Annotated in this window: 18 protein-coding genes; 10 read left to right on the forward strand and 8 right to left on the reverse strand. The window is 68.0% G+C overall.

Going from position 1 to position 19,784, the window contains the following annotated elements; all coding sequences use genetic code 11:
- Window positions 1–24 precede the first annotated feature (24 nt).
- The 4 genes from glnA (ACXDF8_RS05075) to ACXDF8_RS05090 are packed head-to-tail and all read left to right on the forward strand — an operon-like array spanning window position 25 to window position 5,916.
- The gene (gene glnA / locus ACXDF8_RS05075) at window positions 25–1,365 is read left to right on the forward strand and encodes a type I glutamate--ammonia ligase (protein WP_457222160.1); all 1,341 of its coding nucleotides are present in this window, start codon (window positions 25–27) and stop codon (window positions 1,363–1,365) included.
- Between the two features lie 43 nt (window positions 1,366–1,408).
- Window positions 1,409–4,384 carry a bifunctional [glutamine synthetase] adenylyltransferase/[glutamine synthetase]-adenylyl-L-tyrosine phosphorylase gene (locus tag ACXDF8_RS05080; RefSeq protein WP_457222161.1) on the forward strand — a complete coding sequence of 992 codons (2,976 nt, stop codon included), beginning with the start codon at window positions 1,409–1,411 and terminating at the stop codon, window positions 4,382–4,384.
- Between the two features lie 9 nt (window positions 4,385–4,393).
- Window positions 4,394–5,059 (forward strand): PaaI family thioesterase, encoded by a 666-nt coding sequence (locus tag ACXDF8_RS05085; protein ID WP_457222162.1) that lies wholly within the window; start codon window positions 4,394–4,396, stop codon window positions 5,057–5,059.
- Window positions 5,056–5,916, forward strand: a complete 861-nt coding sequence (locus tag ACXDF8_RS05090; RefSeq protein WP_457222163.1) for a TIGR03619 family F420-dependent LLM class oxidoreductase — start codon at window positions 5,056–5,058, stop codon at window positions 5,914–5,916. Before ACXDF8_RS05085 ends, ACXDF8_RS05090 begins: the two co-directional genes overlap by 4 nt.
- Before the next feature lie 19 nt (window positions 5,917–5,935).
- Here ACXDF8_RS05090 and ACXDF8_RS05095 read toward each other — a convergent pair whose 3' ends face one another.
- Complete coding sequence (locus tag ACXDF8_RS05095; RefSeq protein ID WP_457222164.1) at window positions 5,936–6,232, reverse strand: helix-turn-helix transcriptional regulator; 297 nt, start codon at window positions 6,230–6,232, stop codon at window positions 5,936–5,938.
- 125 nt (window positions 6,233–6,357) lie between these two features.
- On the opposite strand from ACXDF8_RS05095, the gene ACXDF8_RS05100 reads away from it, so the two are divergent.
- The 4 genes from ACXDF8_RS05100 to ACXDF8_RS05115 are packed head-to-tail and all read left to right on the forward strand — an operon-like array spanning window position 6,358 to window position 11,397.
- On the forward strand, window positions 6,358–7,887 hold the full coding sequence (locus ACXDF8_RS05100; RefSeq protein WP_457222165.1) for a proton-conducting transporter transmembrane domain-containing protein: 1,530 nt from the start codon (window positions 6,358–6,360) through the stop codon (window positions 7,885–7,887).
- Window positions 7,884–10,433 carry a DUF2309 domain-containing protein gene (locus tag ACXDF8_RS05105; RefSeq protein WP_457222166.1) on the forward strand — a complete coding sequence of 850 codons (2,550 nt, stop codon included), beginning with the start codon at window positions 7,884–7,886 and terminating at the stop codon, window positions 10,431–10,433. Before ACXDF8_RS05100 ends, ACXDF8_RS05105 begins: the two co-directional genes overlap by 4 nt.
- Entirely contained in the window at window positions 10,430–10,753 is a 324-nt protein-coding gene (locus tag ACXDF8_RS05110; RefSeq protein WP_457222167.1) for a P-II family nitrogen regulator, read from the forward strand. The genes ACXDF8_RS05105 and ACXDF8_RS05110 overlap by 4 nt, the downstream gene beginning before the upstream one ends.
- Window positions 10,754–10,785: 32 nt before the next feature.
- A complete protein-coding gene (locus ACXDF8_RS05115) occupies window positions 10,786–11,397 on the forward strand; it encodes a carbonic anhydrase (RefSeq protein WP_457222168.1) in 612 nt (203 codons plus the stop codon).
- An 8-nt stretch (window positions 11,398–11,405) separates the two neighbouring features.
- Here the strand turns inward: ACXDF8_RS05115 and ACXDF8_RS05120 are convergent, their stop codons facing one another.
- Together ACXDF8_RS05120 and glnA (ACXDF8_RS05125) are read right to left on the reverse strand one after the other, a co-directional pair.
- Window positions 11,406–11,813 (reverse strand): DoxX family protein, encoded by a 408-nt coding sequence (locus tag ACXDF8_RS05120; protein ID WP_457222169.1) that lies wholly within the window; start codon window positions 11,811–11,813, stop codon window positions 11,406–11,408.
- A 198-nt stretch (window positions 11,814–12,011) separates the two neighbouring features.
- Window positions 12,012–13,448 (reverse strand): type I glutamate--ammonia ligase, encoded by a 1,437-nt coding sequence (glnA, locus tag ACXDF8_RS05125; protein ID WP_457222170.1) that lies wholly within the window; start codon window positions 13,446–13,448, stop codon window positions 12,012–12,014.
- A gap of 177 nt (window positions 13,449–13,625) precedes the next feature.
- Between glnA (ACXDF8_RS05125) and ACXDF8_RS05130 the strand changes: the two genes are divergently transcribed.
- Window positions 13,626–14,090 carry an RDD family protein gene (locus tag ACXDF8_RS05130; RefSeq protein WP_457222171.1) on the forward strand — a complete coding sequence of 155 codons (465 nt, stop codon included), beginning with the start codon at window positions 13,626–13,628 and terminating at the stop codon, window positions 14,088–14,090.
- 58 nt (window positions 14,091–14,148) lie between these two features.
- Here ACXDF8_RS05130 and ACXDF8_RS05135 read toward each other — a convergent pair whose 3' ends face one another.
- Window positions 14,149–14,925: an SDR family NAD(P)-dependent oxidoreductase gene (locus tag ACXDF8_RS05135; protein WP_457222172.1), complete on the reverse strand. Its 777-nt coding sequence runs from the start codon at window positions 14,923–14,925 to the stop codon at window positions 14,149–14,151.
- A gap of 139 nt (window positions 14,926–15,064) precedes the next feature.
- On the opposite strand from ACXDF8_RS05135, the gene ACXDF8_RS05140 reads away from it, so the two are divergent.
- Complete coding sequence (locus ACXDF8_RS05140; RefSeq protein ID WP_457222173.1) at window positions 15,065–15,460, forward strand: hypothetical protein; 396 nt, start codon at window positions 15,065–15,067, stop codon at window positions 15,458–15,460.
- Window positions 15,461–15,611: 151 nt separating this feature from the next.
- Here ACXDF8_RS05140 and ACXDF8_RS05145 read toward each other — a convergent pair whose 3' ends face one another.
- The 4 genes from ACXDF8_RS05145 to lipB form a co-directional block, all read right to left on the reverse strand.
- A complete protein-coding gene (locus tag ACXDF8_RS05145) occupies window positions 15,612–17,312 on the reverse strand; it encodes an amidohydrolase (RefSeq protein ID WP_457222367.1) in 1,701 nt (566 codons plus the stop codon).
- 75 nt (window positions 17,313–17,387) lie between these two features.
- A complete protein-coding gene (locus ACXDF8_RS05150; RefSeq protein WP_457222174.1) occupies window positions 17,388–18,140 on the reverse strand; it encodes a DUF4191 domain-containing protein in 753 nt (250 codons plus the stop codon).
- Between the two features lie 25 nt (window positions 18,141–18,165).
- Window positions 18,166–19,098 carry a lipoyl synthase gene (gene lipA / locus ACXDF8_RS05155; protein WP_457222175.1) on the reverse strand — a complete coding sequence of 311 codons (933 nt, stop codon included), beginning with the start codon at window positions 19,096–19,098 and terminating at the stop codon, window positions 18,166–18,168.
- Window positions 19,095–19,781: a lipoyl(octanoyl) transferase LipB gene (lipB, locus tag ACXDF8_RS05160; RefSeq protein WP_457222176.1), complete on the reverse strand. Its 687-nt coding sequence runs from the start codon at window positions 19,779–19,781 to the stop codon at window positions 19,095–19,097. Before lipB ends, lipA begins: the two co-directional genes overlap by 4 nt.
- Window positions 19,782–19,784: the final 3 nt, after the last annotated feature.

Raw genomic sequence — 19,784 nt, forward strand, 5'->3', positions numbered from 1 at the left:
ACACCCGCTGCATACGCTCGCCGTATGGACCGCCAGAAGGAATTCGTGCTGCGCACGCTGGAAGAACGGGACATTCGTTTTGTCCGGTTGTGGTTCACCGACGTGCTCGGGTTCCTCAAGTCGGTGGCGATCGCCCCGGCGGAGCTGGAAGGTGCCTTCGAAGAGGGCATCGGCTTCGACGGTTCGTCGATCGAGGGCTTCGCGCGGGTCTTCGAATCCGACACCGTCGCCCGGCCCGACCCGTCCACCTTCCAGGTGCTGCCCTGGACGACCAGTGGCGGCCAGCACCACTCGGCACGGATGTTCTGCGACATCACGATGCCCGACGGGTCACCGTCGTGGGCCGACAGCCGCCACGTGCTGCGCCGCCAGCTCGCCAAGGCAAGCGACCTCGGCTTCTCCTGCTACGTGCACCCGGAGATCGAGTTCTTCCTGCTCGAGCCCGGCCCGTACGACGGGAGCGTGCCGGTCCCGGCCGACAACGGCGGCTACTTCGACCAGGCGGTGCACGACTCGGCACCCAACTTCCGCCGCCACGCCATCGACGCGCTGGAGCAGATGGGCATTTCGGTGGAGTTCAGCCACCACGAGGGTGCGCCCGGCCAGCAGGAGATCGACCTGCGCTACGCCGACGCCCTGTCGATGGCCGACAACGTGATGACGTTCCGCTACGTCGTCAAGGAAGTCGCGCTGGGCGAGGGGGTCCGGGCCTCGTTCATGCCCAAGCCGTTCGCCGAATATCCGGGTTCGGCGATGCATACCCACATGAGCCTGTTCGAGGGCGAGAACAACGCCTTCCACAGTGCCGAGGATCCGCTCCAGCTCTCTGATGTCGCCAAGTCGTTCATCGCCGGGATCTTGGAGCACGCCAGCGAGATCAGCGCGATCACCAACCAGTGGGTGAACTCCTACAAACGGCTGGTGCACGGCGGCGAGGCGCCGACCGCGGCATCGTGGGGCGCGTCGAACCGCTCGGCGCTGGTGCGGGTGCCGATGTACACCCCGAGCAAGGCGTCCTCCCGGCGCATCGAGGTGCGCAGCCCCGATTCGGCGTGCAATCCGTACCTCACCTTCGCGGTGCTGCTGGCGGCCGGGTTGCGCGGTATCGAGAAGAACTACGTGCTCGGCCCGCAGGCCGAGGACAACGTGTGGACGCTGACCCCCGAGGAGCGCCGCGCGATGGGTTATCGCGAGCTGCCGTCCAGCCTGGGCATCGCCCTGCAGGAGATGGAGAGCTCCGAATTGGTCGCCGAGGCGCTCGGCGAGCACGTCTTCGACTACTTCCTGCGCAACAAGCGCGCGGAGTGGGAGGAGTACCGAAGCAACGTGACGCCGTACGAACTGAAGGCCTACCTGTCCCTCTAGACCGGGAGCGTAGCGAGCCGGGAAAAGGCTCTGCGCTACCGTCGTGCACGTGGCCAAACCCGCGACGCAGCGCCCACGCATCCCCAGCGTGGGCCGACTGGGTCTGGTCGAACCATCCGCGGCCGATGACCTGGCCTCTCTCGGTTGGTACACCGACGCTTACGTCGAGCTGTTGTGGTCGTTGTCGCGAGCCGCGGACGCCGACGTCGCACTGCAGACGATCGTCCGGCTGGCTGAGGCACTGGGACCGGACTGGCCGGAACTCAACGCCGCACTGCTGAAAGACCGCAGCCTGCGCGGCCGGCTGTTCGCGGTGCTCGGTGCGTCGCTGGCGCTGGGCGACCACCTGGTCGCCAACCCCGCCTCATGGCACCTGCTGGTCGGTCCGCTGACCCTGCCCGGGGCCGACCGGCTGCGCGCGGTGTTCGACCACCGTATCGCCGCGTCCGGGACCAACCCGGCCGAGATCATGCCCCGGCTGCGCACGCTCTACCGCGACCAGCTGCTGGTGCTGGCCGCACTGGACCTAGCGCCGACCGTGGAGAACGAGCCGGTGCTGGCGTTCACCACCGTCGGCGAGCACCTGGCGAACCTGGCCGACGCCGCGCTGCACTCCGCGCTGAAGGTCGCCGCGGCCGCGGTGTGCAAGGAAAGCGAGCAAGCACCCCGCCTGGCTGTCATCGCAATGGGTAAATGCGGTGCGCGCGAACTCAATTACGTCAGCGACGTCGACGTCATCTTCGTTGGTGAGAACGCTGATCCGCTCACCACCCGCGTCGCCGGGGAGATGATGCGGTTGGCCTCGGACACCTTCTTCGAGGTCGACGCCGCCCTGCGCCCGGAAGGCAAGCAGGGTGCGCTGGTGCGCACTCTGGACTCGCACGTCGCCTACTACCAGCGGTGGGCCAAGACCTGGGAGTTCCAGGCGTTGCTCAAGGCTCGTCCGGCGGTCGGCGATGCCGAACTGGGACAACGCTATATCGACGCGCTCATGCCGATGGTTTGGACGGCCTGCGAGCGTGAGGATTTCGTGCCGGAGGTGCAGGCCATGCGCCGTCGGGTGGAATCCCTGGTGCCCGCCGACGTGCGCGGGCGTGAGCTCAAACTCGGTACCGGTGGGCTGCGCGACGTCGAATTCGCCGTACAGCTACTGCAACTCGTGCACGGTCGTACCGACGACTCCCTGCATGTCTCCTCGACGGTCGATGCGCTGGCGGCACTCGGCGAAGGCGGGTACGTAGGCCGCGACGACGCCGCCAACATGACCGCGTCCTACGAGTTCCTGCGGCTGCTCGAGCACCGCCTGCAGTTGCAGCGGCTCAAGCGCACGCACCTGCTGCCCCCGCCTGACGACGACGAGGCTCTGCGCTGGTTGGCCCGGGCCGCACACATGCGCCCGGACGGTACCCACGACGCGCTCGGTGTGCTGCGTGAAGAGCTCAAACGGCAGAACCTGCGGGTGTCGCGCCTGCACGCCAAGCTCTTCTATCAGCCGTTGTTGGAGTCGGTGGGTCCGTCGGTCGGCTTCGACGCCGGCATGTCGGCGGAGGCCGCCGAGCGGCAGCTGGCCGCTTTGGGCTACGAGGGTCCACAGAGTGCGCTGACCCACCTTGGGGCGCTGGTGAATTCCAGCGGGCGGCGGGGCCGGGTCCAGTCGGTGCTGCTGCCCCGGTTGCTGGATTGGCTCTCGGATGCCCCTGACCCGGACAGCGGCTTGCTGGCCTACCGCCGGATCAGCGAGGCGCTGTCCGAACAACGGTGGTATCTGGCCACGTTGCGTGACGAGAGCGCCGTCGCCAAGCGACTGATGCGCGTGCTGGGTACCTCGGCATTCGTCCCTGAATTGTTGATGCGGGCGCCGGAGGTGATCCAGCAGTACGCCGACGGACCCACCGGCCCGAAGCTTCTCGACGTGGAGCCCGATGGGCTGGCCAAGGCACTGGTGGCATCGACCGCGCGCCATCCCGATCCGGTCCGGGCGATCGCGGCGGCGCGCACGCTGCGCCGGCGCGAGCTGGCCCGGGTGGCTTCCGCCGATCTGCTGGGCATGCTCGAGGTCCGCGATGTCTGCGCCGCACTCACGTCGGTGTGGGTGGCGGTGCTACAGGCGGCGCTGAATGCGGTGATCCGCGCGAACACCCCTGACGACGGCGACATCCCGGCCAAGATCGCCGTGATCGGCATGGGCCGGCTAGGTGGGGGCGAGCTGGGCTACGGTTCGGACGCCGATGTCATGTTCGTCTGCGAACCGAACGCCGGGGTGGAGGAATCCCGCGCGGTCAAGTGGTCGGTGTCGATTGCCGAACAGGTGCGCGCGCTACTCGGGACACCCAGTGCGGACCCGCCATTGGAGGTCGACGCCAACCTGCGCCCGGAGGGCAGGCAGGGGCCGCTGGTGCGAACCTTGGCCTCCTACGAGGCGTACTACGCGCAGTGGGCCCAGCCGTGGGAGGTCCAGGCGCTGCTGCGCGCACACCGGGTCGCCGGGGACATGGACCTCGGGCACCGCTTCCTGCTGATGGTCGACAAGACCCGCTATCCGGCCGGCGGGGTGTCCACCGAAGCGGTCCAGGAGATCCGCCGCATCAAGGCACGCATGGATGCCGAGCGGCTGCCCCGCGGTGCCGACCCGAACACCCACACCAAACTCGGTCGCGGCGGGCTGGCCGACGTCGAGTGGACGGTGCAGTTGCTGCAGCTGCGCCACGCCCACGAGGTACCGGCGCTACACAACACCTCGACGCTCGAGTCGCTGGACGTGATCGGCGCCGCGGAACTGCTCGCCGAGGACGATGTCGACCTGCTGCGTCAGGCCTGGCTCACGGCAACCAGGGCGCGCAACGCCCTGGTCCTGGTGCGGGGTAAGCCCACCGACCAGCTGCCCGGCCCGGGCCGTCAACTGAACGCGGTCGCGGTCGCTGCCGGCTGGCGCGGCGACGACGGCGGGGAGTTCCTGGACCACTACCTGAGGGTGACTCGACGCGCAAAAGCAGTCGTGCTCAAGGTCTTCGGGAGTTAGGAACAGCTGGTGAAGGATGTCGAGTGGGGGTTTGTCAGCGCCGACGAGTACGACCGGATCCAGGCGGTACACGAGCCGCTCGCCGAGGCGGTGCGCCGGCTCGTCGACGCCAGCGTCCACACCGGTGCTGACGCCGACGTCATGGAGCGGGCCCGCCAGCTCGTCGACGAGGTCACCGAGATGCTGGCGAGCACCCCCACCGACCGGCCCAGGATATTGCGGCACGCGGACACCGGATTGCCGGTCGTGTGGCGCAATCCTGCTGTTGGACAGCACAATCCGATTGCCCCGCCGATGAACGTCCGGCACGAGAACGGCCGGTTTTTCAGCGAGTTCACGCTGGGACCGGTCTACGAGGGTCCGCCTGGTCTGGTGCACGGCGGAGTCTGCGCCCTGCTACTGGATCAGCTTCTCGGTGAGGCAGCCACCGACCGGCTCAGCATGCCCATGTTCACCGGGACGATCACCTTGAAGTACCTGCGGGGAACCCCGCTCGGGCCGCTGCGGGCCGAGGCGTGGGTTGAGCGCACCGAGGCGTACAAGACTTATGCGCGTGGCATTCTCGCCGACACGCAGGGCGCGACCGTCGAGGCGGAAGGGGTATTCATCATGCCGGTGTGGGCACGTGAGGCCGACGGGGGAGAGCGAACCGGCTGGCAGGTAGGCACCGCATGAAGTTCTACGTCAGCGTCGCCTTCCTCCAGACCCGAGAGGCCGTCGAGATCGCCAAGGCGGCAGACGATCTCGGCTACGACGGGCTGGGCATCCCCGACCACGTCGTGAATCTGGAGACCCTCGCCACGCCCTACCCCTACACCAAGGACGGCCAGCGTCGCTGGCAGCCATTCACCGACTGGCCCGATCCGTGGGTGCTGGTCGGGGCGCTGGCGCTGGTCACCGAGCGGCTGAAGTTTGTCACCACGGTCTACATCCCGGCGATGCGCGACCCGTACTCCGCGGCCAAGTCCATCGGCACAGCAGCTTGTCTGGCCGACGGCCGGGTGGAGCTCGGGATCGGGGTGGGCTGGTGCGAAGAAGAGTTCACCTTGATGGGGCAGCGGTTCGCCAAGCGCGGCAAGCGGACCGACGAGATGATCGAGCTGATGCGGGCGTTGTGGCAGCCGGGCTGGACGGAATTCGACGGCGAATTCTACCAGACGCCCCGCCTGGAGATGACGCCTACGCCGCCTCCGATTCCGGTCTACAGCGGCGGTCTGTCCGACATCGCGCTGCGCCGGGCCGCTCGCCTCGACGGCTGGATCGGCGACCTGATCAGCCTCGACCAGGCCATCGCGCGGGTCGACAAGCTGCGTGAGCTGCGGGCCGAGAAGGGGCTGACGATGGACGGGTACACGGTCCTGACGCCGCTGACCGACGCGTTCACCGTCCCGCACTTCGAGCGCGCCGAAGCGGCCGGGATCACCGGGATCGTGACGATGCCGTGGATGTTCTATTGCGGGATGGATGCGCCGCTGGCCGAGAAGGTCGATGGTATGCGGCGCTTCCGGAAGGATCTCGCGCTGGACGCCTGACCTCGACGGCAGGTGGGGATCAGGCGGATCCTTCGCTGCCTTTCGGCTCGTGCAACACCGACAGGATCTCGCCGATGTGGTGGCCGCGTTCCACGGGATGGCGCAGCGGGCGGTCGGCCCGGATTCGGTAGTAGTTGCGCCGCCCTTCTCGCAGCCGGTCCAGATAACCGGCTTCGACGAGGTCGCTGACGATGCGTTGCGCCGCGCGTTCGGTGACTCCCACGCGTTCGGCGACGTCGCGCAAGCGGATTCCCGGGTCGCGGGCGATACACAGCAGGGTGTGGGCGTGATTGGTCAAGAACGTCCACTCTGCCACACCGGAAGTCTAGTTCGGCACTACCAAGACACGAAATAGGGCGCGCCCAGCGCGAGGTCCCAGACCTATGGCATGTGATTCACGATACTTGACATACGTTTCTAAATACAGGTAATTTGTGTCGCATGTCAGGCAACTCAAGCTTCCTGCTGGTGGCAACGCTCGTGACGCCCGCGGCAATGGCGTTGGGCGCCAGTCTTTTCGGGGCCCGGCACCCCCGACGGTGGGCCCTGGCCGGTGCGCTGACCGCCGGCGTCGGTTTTCTCGCAGCCGGTGCGATGGCGGTCCAGGCAGGGCGCGGCACCCCTGCATCCGCCGCCGTGGGTGGGTTCATCGTGTCGGCCGACCGCCTCGCCGCGATGCTCCTGCTGCTGGTGTTCGGCGTCAGCTGCGTGGTCCAGGCCTTCGCGGTCCGCTACCTCGCCGGCGACCCGCGGGCGGCCTGGTTCACCGCCGGGGCAGCACTGCTGACCGCCGCCTCGGCCGGGCTGGTGACCTCGGCGACCCTGATCGGCCTGGCGATCAGCTGGACCGTCGCGGGTGTGGCCCTCTGCCTACTGCTGGCGACGTACTGGCACCTGCCGGCCGCCCGCGACGGGGTTCGACGAACGGCCACCGCCTTCGTCATCGGTGATCTGGCGCTATGGACTGCGGTGGGTATCGCGACCGCTCGGTGGGGCACGATCGACCTTCGCACCCTCGACAGTGCGCGGTTCGACGATCCGCTGCTGCCGGCGGTCGCCTGCCTGATCGTGCTGGCTGCACTGTCCCGCTCGGCTCAGCTGCCCTTTCATCGGTGGCTGCCCGCCACCCTAGCCGCGCCAACCCCAGTCTCGGCGCTGCTGCACGCCGGGGTCGTCAACGCCGGCGGCATCCTGCTGGTGCGGCTGGCACCGCTGATTACCGGAGAACTCGCCCGGGGCCTGACGATCGTGGCGGGACTTCTCACCATGATCTACGGGGCGACCATCATGATGGTGAAGCCGGATATCAAAGGTGCGCTGGCCAATTCGACCATGGCGCAGATGGGCTTCATGATCCTCACCTGTGGGCTGGGGCTGTGGGCCGCGACGATCTTCCACCTTGTCGCGCACGGCTTCTACAAGGCCACCCTGTTCCTGTCCTCCGGCTCGGCGATCGCCCAGCAGCGCCGTGCCGCGGCGCGGCCGCCGGCACCTGCCATGTCCGCCGTCCGGCGGGTACTCACCGCGACCGCCGCGGTGACGCTGCCGGCCATCGCGCTCGCCGCGTCGGTTCGGCTTATCGCCCTACCGCCCGGCGATCACACCGCCGAACAGGTGCTGCTGATCTTCGCTTGGGTGACCGGTACGGCAGCCACCTGGGGCTGGCTCGCGCGGCGACGCGGTATCGGTGCCGCGGTCACCGCGGTGGCGGTGCTACTGCCGGTGGCCGTCGCCTACCGCGCGCTGGTGGCCGCGGTGAGTGGCTACCTGGCGCCGGCGCTGCATGCCGGGGCTGCTCCGGCCGCGCTCGGGTGGTCTGTCATGACCATCGCCTGCGCGGTACTGGCTGCCCTGGCGGTACTGCGGTGGATGCCCGACAGCGCGGTGCACCGCGCGGTCTACGCGCGGGCGATCAGCGCCGGCCACCCCTCGATACCCGTGCTCGCACAACCGACAGGAGTACGTTCATGACCCACACCGACACCTACCGCGCACGGCTGCGCACTGACATCTCGATCGCGGCCCGGGTACTACCTACCCATTACCCGCTGGAGACCTTCATCGCGGTCAATCCACTGGCCGGCCTGGAGGGCATGCCTTTCGAACAGGCGATTCGGCGGGCTGGCGATCTCTACGGCCGCCCGGGAACCCTGCCGCTCAACACCTTTCGCGAACTGCACAGGTCGGGCCGGATCTCCGACGCCGATCTCGATGCGGCGCTCATCCGCCGCTATCCGCAGCTCGGTGAGGCGCCCACGCTGGCGCTGGGGGACCGGGTGGTGGCGCCACTGGAACTGATGAGGGCCGACCTGCTGCACGGCATCGGCGAGCCGGCGCCCTTGCGGCGCTACCGCACCCGAGCCGAACAGCTGGACGCGCGGCTGGCAGCGATCGTCGACGACCAGAGCGCCAAATGGTGCTCGGCGTTCTTCGGCCACGGTGCCTGGCCTATGCCTGGTCGGGAGAACGGTTTCTACGCTGCCTGGCGCGAGCTGGCGGCCGCGGACCCGACGCTCAAGCGCGCCGTGCGGGCCCGGCTGCGGGAGGTGCCGCCGCGACCCGACGATGCTGTGCTCTCGGCCCTGTCCGCTCTCGGTGTCGAAGACGGCGCCCGGATCGCTTACCTGCAGGCGCATCTGACGCGGCTGCCCGGGTGGGCCGCCCATATCCAGTGGTGCGGCAAGCGGGAAGCCGGCATCGACCTGCTGGAGTACCTCGGTATGCGGCTGGCCTACGAGACCGCGCTGGTTGCCGGGCTGAGCTCTGGCGCCGCCGTCGAACCGATTCCCACCCCGCTGCCCTCGGCGCGTGAGCGGGCCGCCCACCTGGAGCGGGTATGGGGAGTTGCCGGCGTCACCGACCAGCAGCGTGCGGCCGCCGCCAGAGTGCTGTCCGCCCTGCCGGTGACGGCACGGGACATGTTGTGGCAGAACGCCTTCGAGGGTCGCTACCGGGACGGCCTGCTCGGCGACCTGGACCGCAGCGCTCCCGTCGGGGCCCCCAAACCGGCGCACACACAGATCGTGACCTGCATCGATACCCGCTCGGAGGGCTTGCGGCGCCGGCTGGAGTCGCTCGGCGGTTACGAAACGCTGGGTTTCGCGGGGTTCTTCGCCGTCGCCATCCGCTTCTCCGACCTGCTCGGCGGCGCGTCCAGTGACCTGTGCCCGGTCCTCATCGCACCGAGTCACGACATCCGCGAAACGTCCGCTCCGCAGGCCGTCGAGCAGGCCGCTCGGCGGGTGTCAGGGGTGCTGCAGCTGGCAGGCGCCGAGTCAGCGTTCCACGCCGCTAAGGAGTCGCTGGCGGCGCCTTTCGTCCTCGCCGAGGTGTCGGGTTGGGCATCGGCGCCGCTGGCGGCGGCCAAGACGCTGGCGCCAGCGCTGAGCGGGACCATCCGCAACGGGTTGCACCGGATGGCGGTGCCCGACGCGCCGACCGTGCTCAACGTCGACGCCATTGCGCTGGCCGACCGGGCTCTGTTTGCGCAGGTGGCGTTGACCACGATGGGCCTGCTCGGTGGGTTCGGGCGCCTGGTCGTCTTCTGCGGCCACGGCAGCTCGACGGAGAACAACCCGTACCAGGCCGCGCTGGACTGTGGTGCCTGTGGGGGACAGGCGGGCGGCCCCAACGCGCGGACCGCGGCGCTGATCCTCAACCAGCCCCAGGTCCGCGAGGAACTGCGCGCAGTCGGAATCGACATCCCCGACCACACCTACTTTCTTGCCGCGCAACATGACACGGCGACCGACACGGTCAGCATCCTGGATCAGCACCTGATCCCGGCGGATCACCGCGAGGACGTCGAGCGGCTTCGTGCGGACTTCGGCCGCGCCGGCGCCGCGCTGGCCGCCGAACGATGCGCGACGCTACCCGGCGCCCGGCGCAGCCTCACACCGCATCGGGCGGCCCGTCACGTCGCCACCCGGTCGGTCGACTGGGCCCAGGTCTATCCCGAGTGGGGATTGGCCGGCAATGCGGCTTTCGTCGTCGCCCCGCGGGACGTCACCGCTGGGCTGGACCTGCAACGCCGCACGTTTCTGCACTCATATCAGGCCGATGTCGACGAGGACGGGACAGCGTTGGAAACCATTCTCACCGCCCCGCTGGTTGTCGCACAGTGGATCAACTGCCAGTACTACTTCTCCGCTGTCGCCCCGGATGTCTTCGGGGCCGGCACCAAGACGGTCCATAACGTCGTCGGCACCGCGGGGGTGATCGCCGGGCACAGCGGCGATCTGCGCCTCGGCCTGCCCTGGCAGTCGCTGGCCGACGGAGACCAGCTGCGGCACGAACCCCTGCGCCTGCTCGCGGTGATCCAGGCGCCACTGAGCCGGATCGACATGATCGTCGAGCGCAACCCGATCCTGCAGGATCTGTTCGGCAACGACTGGGTGGCGGTGGCGGCTCGGGAGGACGGTACCGCGCCTTGGCATCGATGGAGTCGCTTCGGTTGGCGGCCCTGGTTCGAATCTGATTCCACCCCAACAACTCTCGATGAGGAGATGGTTTCATGAATGTACCGACCCTGACCAAGATGACCAAAATCGAGGTCGTCGTCCCGGGCGGCGATGCCCCGGCTGTGCGTGACTTGATCCAAAGCGTCGGCGCCACCGGCTTCACCAGCCTGTCCGGAGTGTCCGGCCTGGGCCACCACGGCTATCGGCAGGGCAGACTGCTGTTCAACCAGCAGGCGGCGCTCGAACTGCTCATCACCGTCGTGCCGGAATCGAAAGCTGACGCACTTCTGGCCGGCTTGCGGCCGCTGCTCGATGCCTCGTCCGGGGTGATGTTCGTGACCGAAACCTACGTTAGTCGCCCCGACTACTTCAGCTGACCCCGATACACCTCCGAAGAAAGGAACACACCATGTCCGAGCCCCTGATCGCCTGGCAACGCCTGCGTGCCGGCAACGAGCTCTTCTTCGCCCCGGTCCGCGGTCGTCGCGGGGAACCGGTCGTCGACAAACCCATTGCGGCGGTGTTCCGTTGCGCCGACGCGCCGGTCGGCAGCGAGATGGTCCTGGGCCAGGCCTGGGGATCGCTGCTCGACGTGAGCACCTGGGGACACGTGATCGACTCCGGTGTCCTGGCCACGATGGAGTACGCCGTCGAGACGCTCGAGGTGCCGCTGATCGTGGTGCTCGGTCACGACGAGTGCCCGGCGATGCGCGCCGCACTGCGGGCCTGGGACGAAGCGGTGGTACCCGACGGAGCCACCCGTGCCGCGGTCCAGCAGGCGCTGTCGTCGATTGTTCGTCGCGATGCGGGTGTGGACGCCGTCGACACGGTCACCGCGGCCCACATCGTCGAGGTGGGTGTGGCGCTGCTGGATCGCTCTCCGGCGATCGCGCGGCGCGTCGACGCCGGCAAATGCGGAATTGTCTGTGCCGCTACGGATCCCGTAACTGGACTGCTGCGCACCCATGCCACCATCGGGCCGGTTGGTGAGGCCTCCGACGCGCTGTTGGAGGTGGTTTGACAGCGCAGTTATCGCCGCCGGGCCCGGCTCTCCAGGGCGAGGGCCCCGGCTCCGGCAAAGGCGATCAGCAGAAAGGAGAAGCAATACAGGACGCTAAGTTCGCCGCCGTTCTCGATGGGCAACAACGCTTTTGGCTGGTGCTGGGTGAAGTAGGCGAACGCCATCTCGCCCGAGCCGATCAGGGCCGCGATGCGGGCGAACAGCCCGAGCGCAACGAGGACGCCGACGACGAGTTCGATGACGCCGGCATACCAGTAGGGCCACGCACCCACCGGGGCGGCGCCGCCCTGGTCGACCGGCCACGCGAAGAGCTTCGCGGTGCCGTGAATGGCGAACGACAGGCCGATGATGATGCGGAAGAGGGCGAGCGCGGCGGGCTGAAAAGTGTGGAGGCGGGCGTCGAGTCGTTGTGTCATGGGACCGACCCTACTATCCGGACCGCGGTCCGTTCACGTTGCCGACGGGTGGCTTCGGGTTTCCTGTGATGTTGCTCTGCATTCGGCATGGCCGTCATCGGCCGTCGCTACTGTCGCGAACGTGAGGAGCCCTGACGCGAAAAGTCCACCCGTCCGGCGGGTTGACGCCGGACGGGTGGACTCCGTCAGTACTACGGGTTACACGTCGTAGTACAGCGCGAACTCGTACGGGTGAGGACGGATCTGGATCGGCATGATCTCGTTCTCGCGCTTGTAGGCGATGTACGTCTCGATCAGGTCCGGGGTGAACACGCCGCCCTCGGTGAGGTATTCGTGGTCTTCCTCGAGCCGGTCGATCACCGCTGCGAGCGAGGTCGGAGCCTGCGGGATGTTGGCGGCCTCGTCCGGCGGCAGCTCGTAGAGGTCCTTGTCCACCGGGGCCAGCGGCTCGATCTTCTTCTTGATGCCGTCGATACCGGCCATCAGCATCGCCGCGAACGCCAGGTACGGGTTGCCCGAGCTGTCCGGGCAGCGGAACTCGAGGCGCTTGGCCTTCGGGTTGTTGCCGGTGATCGGGATACGCACGCACGCAGAGCGGTTGCGCTGGCTGTACACCAGGTTGATCGGGGCCTCGTAGCCCGGCACCAGGCGCTTGTAGGAGTTCACCGTCGGGTTGGTGAACGCCAGCAGCGACGGCGCGTGGTGCAGGATGCCGCCGATGTAGTGGCGGGCCAGGTCGGACAGGCCGGCGTAGCCGGACTCGTCGTGGAACAGCGGCTTGCCGTCCTTCCACAGCGACTGGTGGGCGTGCATGCCCGAACCGTTGTCGCCGAACAGCGGCTTGGGCATGAAGGTGACGGTCTTGCCGTTGGCCCACGCCGTGTTCTTGATGATGTATTTGAACAGCAGCACGTCGTCGGCCGCGTGCAGCAGCGTGTTGAACTTGTAGTTGATCTCGGCCTGGCCGGCGGTGCCGACCTCGTGGTGGCCGCGCTCGAGGGTGAAGCCCGCGTTCTGCAGGTTGGTGGCCATCTCGTCGCGCAGGTCGACGTAGTGGTCATACGGCGCGACGGGGAAGTAGCCGCCCTTGGGGCGGACCTTGTAGCCGCGGTTGGCCGAGCCGTCGGCCTCGAACGGCTCCCCGGTGTTCCACCAGCCCGACTCGGAGTCGACCTCGTAGAAGGTGCCGTTCATCTTCGAGTCGAAGCTCACCGAGTCGAAGATGTAGAACTCGGCCTCGGCGCCGAAGTAGCAGGTGTCGGCAATGCCCGTGCTGGCCAGGTAGTTCTCGGCCTTGCGGGCGACGTTGCGCGGGTCGCGCGAGTAGGCCTCGCGGGTGAAGGGGTCGTGCACGAAGAAGTTCAGGTTCAGCGTCTTGGCGGCGCGGAACGGATCGATACGCGCGGTCTCGGGGTCCGGCAACAGCATCATGTCGGACTCGTGGATCGACTGGAAGCCCCGCACCGACGAGCCGTCGAATGCGAGGCCGTCCTCGAAGACGCTCTCGTCGAACGCGGACGCCGGAATCGAGAAATGCTGGACGACGCCAGGGAGATCGCAGAACCGAATGTCGACGTATTCGACGTTCTCGTCCTTGATCTGCTTGATGATGTCGTCAGCGGTCTTTTCTGCCACTTACCACTCCTTCGTGCGGCCTGTCTTGCGCATGTCTAGGCACATAGGTTTCTTAACCCGCGGCTGACGCTAGGGAGCTGATGTTGCCTGCCCGTCAAGGTCATGTTGCGCCAACGTTACGCATCCTAGGTCCAGGTGCGACGTGGGGCTTTGCCGAGGGCCGCATATCCTGGGTGCATGGCGCGCGAGATCGGATCCTGGCTGTCTGGACCGGAACCGGTGCAGCCGGCTGTCGACGGCGACTATCCGGGTCAAGCGCTGGGCCTGCCGGAGGCGGGGCCGCAATCGTTGGCCGGCACGGGGCGGCGGTTCGCGGCCCTGCTGATCGATTGGCTGATCGCCTACGGGCTCGCCGCGCTCGGCATCACGCTGGGAATCGTCACGATGGCGACGTTGTCGACGGCGGTACTGCTCATCTGGTTCCTGCTCGGGGTGATCTCGGTCCGGCTGTTCACCTTCACCCCGGGGCAGTACGCGCTCGGGCTGATGGTGGTGCCGGTGGATAACCGGATTCACGTCGGGACCGGCCGCGCGATTGTGCGGGGGCTGTTGCTCGCGTTGGTGATCCCGGCACTGTTCTCCGATGCCGACGGTCGGGGTCTGCAGGACCGGTTGACCGCAACGGCGGTCGTGCGCCGCTGAGCCTCCGAGACAACGCGGCCCGACGGTCCCTATCCCGCGGCGACGTTGGGCCGCCGCGTCAGTAAAGCGCCTTGCCGCCGTCGAGGCGGATGACCGTGCCCGTCAGGTACGGCGAGCAGGTCGACAAGAACAGCAGCGTCTCGGCGACATCGTCGGCGTCGCCGTTGCGGAACTCATAGCGGGTGCCGACTCGGTAGGTATCGCCCTCCGCCAGAGGCTCGCCGCGATAGCGGCGCAGGGCGTCGTTGGTTCCATCGTCGGATCGGAAGAACTGCGTCGGTGCAACGGCGTTGCACTGCACAGTCGGCGAGAGCGCAACCGCGAGCTGCTCCATCAGCCGGATCAGAGCTGTCTTGGACACTCCGTGCGGGATGAGGTTGGGCCACGCCTCGTTGGTCGAGTTGCCGACCAAAGCGATGATTCTGCCGTGTCCTTGTTTCTGCATGACTCTCGCGGCTTGTTGGCTAAGGAAGAACGGTCCGCGGATATTGATCCCGAACGCAGCGTCGAAGTCGTCCTCGGTGACGTCCTCGAACTCCTTCGCCCGCAGCGAGCTCGCGTTGTGGATCACCACGCTGAGGTCGCCCCGCCAGCCCGCTGCCTGGTCCACCAACGACCGCGCCTGCGACGTATTCGACACATCGGCGTCAATCGCGGTCGCTTCGCCGCCTTCGCGGCGAATGAGTTCGACGGTCTCCTCGGCGAGTTCGGATTGCTGCCAGTGATTGACGACGACGGCGGCGCCGGCGGCGGCGAATCTGCGAGCAAATTCTCGGCCGGCACGTTCGGCGGCACCGGTGATCAGGACCGTCTTTCCGGCGAGCTTCGAATTCATGTGATTTCCGTTCTCTGCGTGTGGTGGCTGTGGTTCGGCGGTCTCAGGTCGAGGAGACGATCGTGGCTGCAGGTCAGATTTCGCGAACGCCGGCCCTCCAGACGGCATGTGTGAGCGGCACCCCAGGGCGGTATGCGAGATGGGTGGTCGACGGCGCATCCAGTACCTGAAGGTCTGCCCGAGCCCCGACCCGGGCGAGGAACTCACTCGCCTGGAGTTCGATCAGCGACTGCGGTTGCGCCGCCGCGGAATCTTTGCGCTAGAGGAATTGTGGAGGGCAGGCACGACAGGCGGGCAACGCTCACTGGGATTGACGGGGGTACCCCGGCCCAGGCCGGGCCTGGTCGTTGGCGAGCCGTTCGACGCGGTCGAGATCGACCCCGGGACATCCAGGACGCGCGGTGCGCAACTGCCCCAGCTCCCGATTGTCGCGCGCTCCGCCGACGTCACCGCGACAATCGTGGGCGGCCAGCTGACGCGACCCCGGGCTCGTCGGCGCCTCTCGCCGGGGCGTGCCCGGGGCAGCGTCGACTGAACGCCGCCAGCCGAAGGGCAGTGGATCATGCAGCAGGGTCTGTGGCATTGGCGGCGCCAAGAACGGTAACGGCAACCGAATGGTCGGTTGCAATACTGTCGGATCGCCCCACGAGTCGTCCGCGCGCGGCGACAACGACCCTGCTGCCGTTCTAAAGTTGGTGCCGGACTTCGCCGTTCATCATCGTCATGGTGACGGTCGCGCGATGGATGTCGTGCGGATCGATCTCGAAGATGTTGGTGTCCAACACGATCAGGTCGGCCAGCTTGCCCACCTCGACCGAACCCACCCGGTCGTCCATGCCCAGTTGATAGGCGGCGCCCAGCGTATTGGCGTGAACCGCTTCGGCGACGCTGAGGCATTGATCGGCGGGCGGCAGCACCGGTGCGTCCGGTGTCCCGATCAGCTGTCGGGTCACCCCGATCTGGATGGACTCCAGCGGCTTGTACGTGGAGTAGTAGCCCGCCGCCGGCCAGTCGGTGCCCAGCGAGATGCGCCCGCCCGCCCGCAGCACGTCCTGCGGGCGATACATCAGATCCTGGCGCGGGTGGCCGTAGCGAGCGGCCATGTTCTGCAGCGTGTCGGGATCGGCCGAGAGCCAGTTGGCCGAGAACTGCGCCACGACGCCGAGGGGCCCGAACCGCCGGCTGTCGGATTCCTCGACGTAGACCAGGTGGGCGACCGCATGCCGGCGATCGCGGCTCGGATTCGTGGCTATCGCCCGCTCGATGGAATCCAGCGCGACGCGCGCGGTCCGCTCGCCACAGGCATGCACGTGCACGTCGAACCCGGCGGCGTCGACGTCACCGATGAGTTGGTGCCACTGTTGCTCGGTGAAAGGCGACGCACCGATCGAATCGGGCTTGTCGGCGTAGGGCTCGAGGAGCCACGCGGTGTAACCGCCCTGGGTGCCGTCACCGACTACCTTCACCACGTCGACGGCGACCAGCTCGGTCGCGATCCGCTCCCGGATCTCGGTCAGTCGGGCCACCGCGTCCCCGATCGGCGGGGACTTCACGCTGTAGGACGCCATGACACGGAACGGCAGCGCACCGCGATCCTCGATATCCGTGTACAGCGCGATCAGGGCGGCCTGGTCGTCACCGATCGGCGGAACCCCCGCGTCGAAAACCGTGGTGATACCCGCGGCCGAGGCCTTCGGCAGCCAGCCCTCCAACAGTCGCTGCATGGACACCGCCGAGATCGGCTCCACCGCGTTGACCACCGCCAGCACGGCGTCGACTTCGAGGATGTAGCCCGTCGGCGCACCGGCCTCGTCACGGGCGAAATAGCTGAACCCCGGAATCGGGTCGGGGGTGTCGCGGTGCACGCCGGCCATCTCCAGCGCCGCGCTGTTGGCCCACAGGCTGTGGCCGTCGATCGCGAAGAAGAAGCCGGGCCGGTCGGGCAGGATCCGGTCCAACTCGGCGCGGGTGGGGCCATCGGTGTCGAACATGTCGACGCGCCAACCGAAGCCCCGCACCGGGCCGTCGGGATGGTCTCGCGCATACGCCGCGATCGCGTCCAGCGCGTCGTCGCGCGTCGGCACCTGCAGATCGGCGCCGCTGGTGAGGAAGGCGCCGAGGAACGGGTGGATGTGTCCCTCGACGAACCCGGGCATCAGTAGCTTGCCGTCGAGTTCGATGACGCGGGTGTCCGGGCCGGTGAGTGCCGCGGCGCCGGCCTCGTCCCCGACGTAGGAGATCGTCGTTCCGGTAACGGCTACGGCCCGCGCCCAGGGGCGTCCCTCGACACCGGTATAGGCGGGGCCGCCGCGAAAGACGAAGTCGGCGGTGGTCTCGGGCCGGCGCCGGTCGGTGACGGCGGGTGCCGGAGTCGTCTCGTGGGCTATCGGTCGAGCGGGGCGCAGGGCGGTGAAATGCGGCGCCCACTCACACGCGGTGCACACGACGACTCTCCGCTGGCGTCAGCGCCGGCGGACCGAGCGCTGCACGCCTCGCATCTTGGCCTGCGCGGGCAGTGGGCCCTTGGGCATGGCTGCCGGACCGACGCGGGTTCCCAGGGCGGTCAGCTTCGACTCCAGGACATCCATCTGCTTGACGGTGATGTTGGCCGGCAGCTTGGTCAGATGCCGCTCCAGCTTGGACAGCGGTACCTCGCCCTCGCCGTTGCCCACGATCACGTCGTAGATCGGCACGTCACCGACGAGCCGAGCGGTGCGCTTCTTCTCCTGGGCCAGCAACGGCTTGACCCGCGTGGATGCACCCTCGGCGACGAAGATGACGCCCGGCCGACCGATTACCCGGTGCACAGCATCGAAATGCCCGGTGGCCGCCACACCCGGGGTGACCCGCCACTTACCCCGCAGGTTGTCCAGCGCCCATGCCGCCGCACCGGTCTGGCCCTCGGCCTTGCGGTACACCGACTTCTGCGCGCGTCGCCCGAAGATGATGAATGCCACCAGCGCGCCGAGCACCACGCCGAGTGGAATCAGCATGTAGGCGGTGAACCCGCCGACCAGCACGCCCGCGACGACCGCCGCCGCCACGATCAGGACGAAAGCGCCGATCATGTAGGGCAGTAGCCGCTTGTCCTCTTTGCGCTGCATCTGGAAGGCCTGCCACAGCTGGCTGCGACGTTGTTTGGAGGCGGCCTTGCGGGCGGCCTTTGCCTCAGCCTTGGCCGCCTTGGTCTCGGCGGTGGAGCGGGATTTCGCCATAACTACCAAGAATACGGGGACGCGATCAGCGTCGACCCGCGGTGGCCTCGCGGGCCTGCTGGTACAGCCGGCCGGCCCGGTAGGAGGAGCGCACCAGGGGACCGGAGAGCACGCCGGCGAATCCCAGACCCTCGGCGTAGGCAGCCAGGTCGACGAACTCCTCGGGTTTGACCCACCGCTCGACAGGGTGGTGGCGCACGGAGGGGCGCAGGTACTGGGTGATGGTGATGATGTCGCAGCCCGCGTTGTGCAGGTCGACCAGCGCGGTATGCACCTCGTCGATGGTCTCGCCCATGCCCAGGATCAGATTGCTCTTGGTGACCAACCCGAAGTCGCGGGCGGCGCTGAGCACGTCCAGGCTGCGCTGGTAGCGGAACGCCGGCCGAATCCGCTTGAAGATCCGGGGGACGGTTTCGACGTTGTGCGCGAATACTTCCGGACGCGACTCGAATACCTCACGCAGCAGGTCGGGCTCGCCGTTGAAGTCCGGTGCCAGCAGTTCGACACCGGTCGACGGGTTGAGGGCCTTGATGGCGCGGACGGTCTCGGCGTAGAGCCACGCACCGCCATCGGGCAGGTCGTCGCGGGCCACGCCGGTCACCGTGGCATAGCGCAATCCCATCGCGGCCACGCTCTCGGCGACCCGCCGCGGTTCGTCACGGTCGAGCTCGGCGGGTTTACCGGTGTCGATCTGGCAGAAGTCACAGCGGCGGGTGCACTGCTCGCCGCCGATCAGGAAGGTGGCCTCGCGGTCTTCCCAGCACTCGTAGATGTTGGGGCAGCCGGCCTCTTCACACACGGTGTGCAGACCTTCGCGACGCACCAGGCTCTTGAGGGCGGTGTACTCCGGTCCCATCCGGGCCCGGGTCTTAATCCACGGCGGCTTGCGCTCGATCGGGGTCTCGGCGTTGCGGACCTCCAGGCGCAGAAGCTTGCGGCCAGCCGGTTCGACGCTCACCTGGTCGATGCTACGTGAGTCGACACCGGCAGGCGGCCGTCGAGTGCGTCACACACCGCCTCGGCGACGCGGGCGCGGACGTCGTCGACACCCACCCGCCGGCCCAGTTCTGCAGACAGCGACGTCACACCGGCGTCGGCGATTCCGCACGGCACGATCGCCGAGTACGCACCGAGGTCGCAATCGCAGTTCAGCGCGAAGCCGTGCAACGTGGTCCCGCGGGCCACCCGGATGCCGATGGCCGCGATCTTGCGGGCCGGCCGCGGGCCCTCGGCCGGCAGCCAGACACCCGAGCGGCCTTCCACTCGGCCGGCGTCCAGTCCGAACTCGGCACACACGCTGATCAGTGACTCCTCGAGGCGCCGAACGTAATTCACCACATCGAGCGGTTCGGCCAACCCAATCACGGGGTAGCCGACCAGTTGGCCGGGGCCGTGCCAGGTGATCTTGCCGCCGCGGTCGGTGTCGACGACGGGGGTGCCATCCACCGGCCGCTCGTGGGCTTCGGTGCGCCTGCCGGCGGTGTAGACCGTTGGGTGCTCCAGTAGCAGCAGGGTATCCGGGCCGCCCGCCACCCGGGCGTCGGCGAGCTCGCGTTGCACCTGCCAGGCGGCCAGGTAGTCGACGGCACCGAGCTGACGGACCTGCATCGCCGCGGAGCTGGATCGGATGGACTGGCGCACCCG

The sequence above is a fragment of the Mycolicibacterium sp. CBM1 genome (assembly GCF_054073305.1).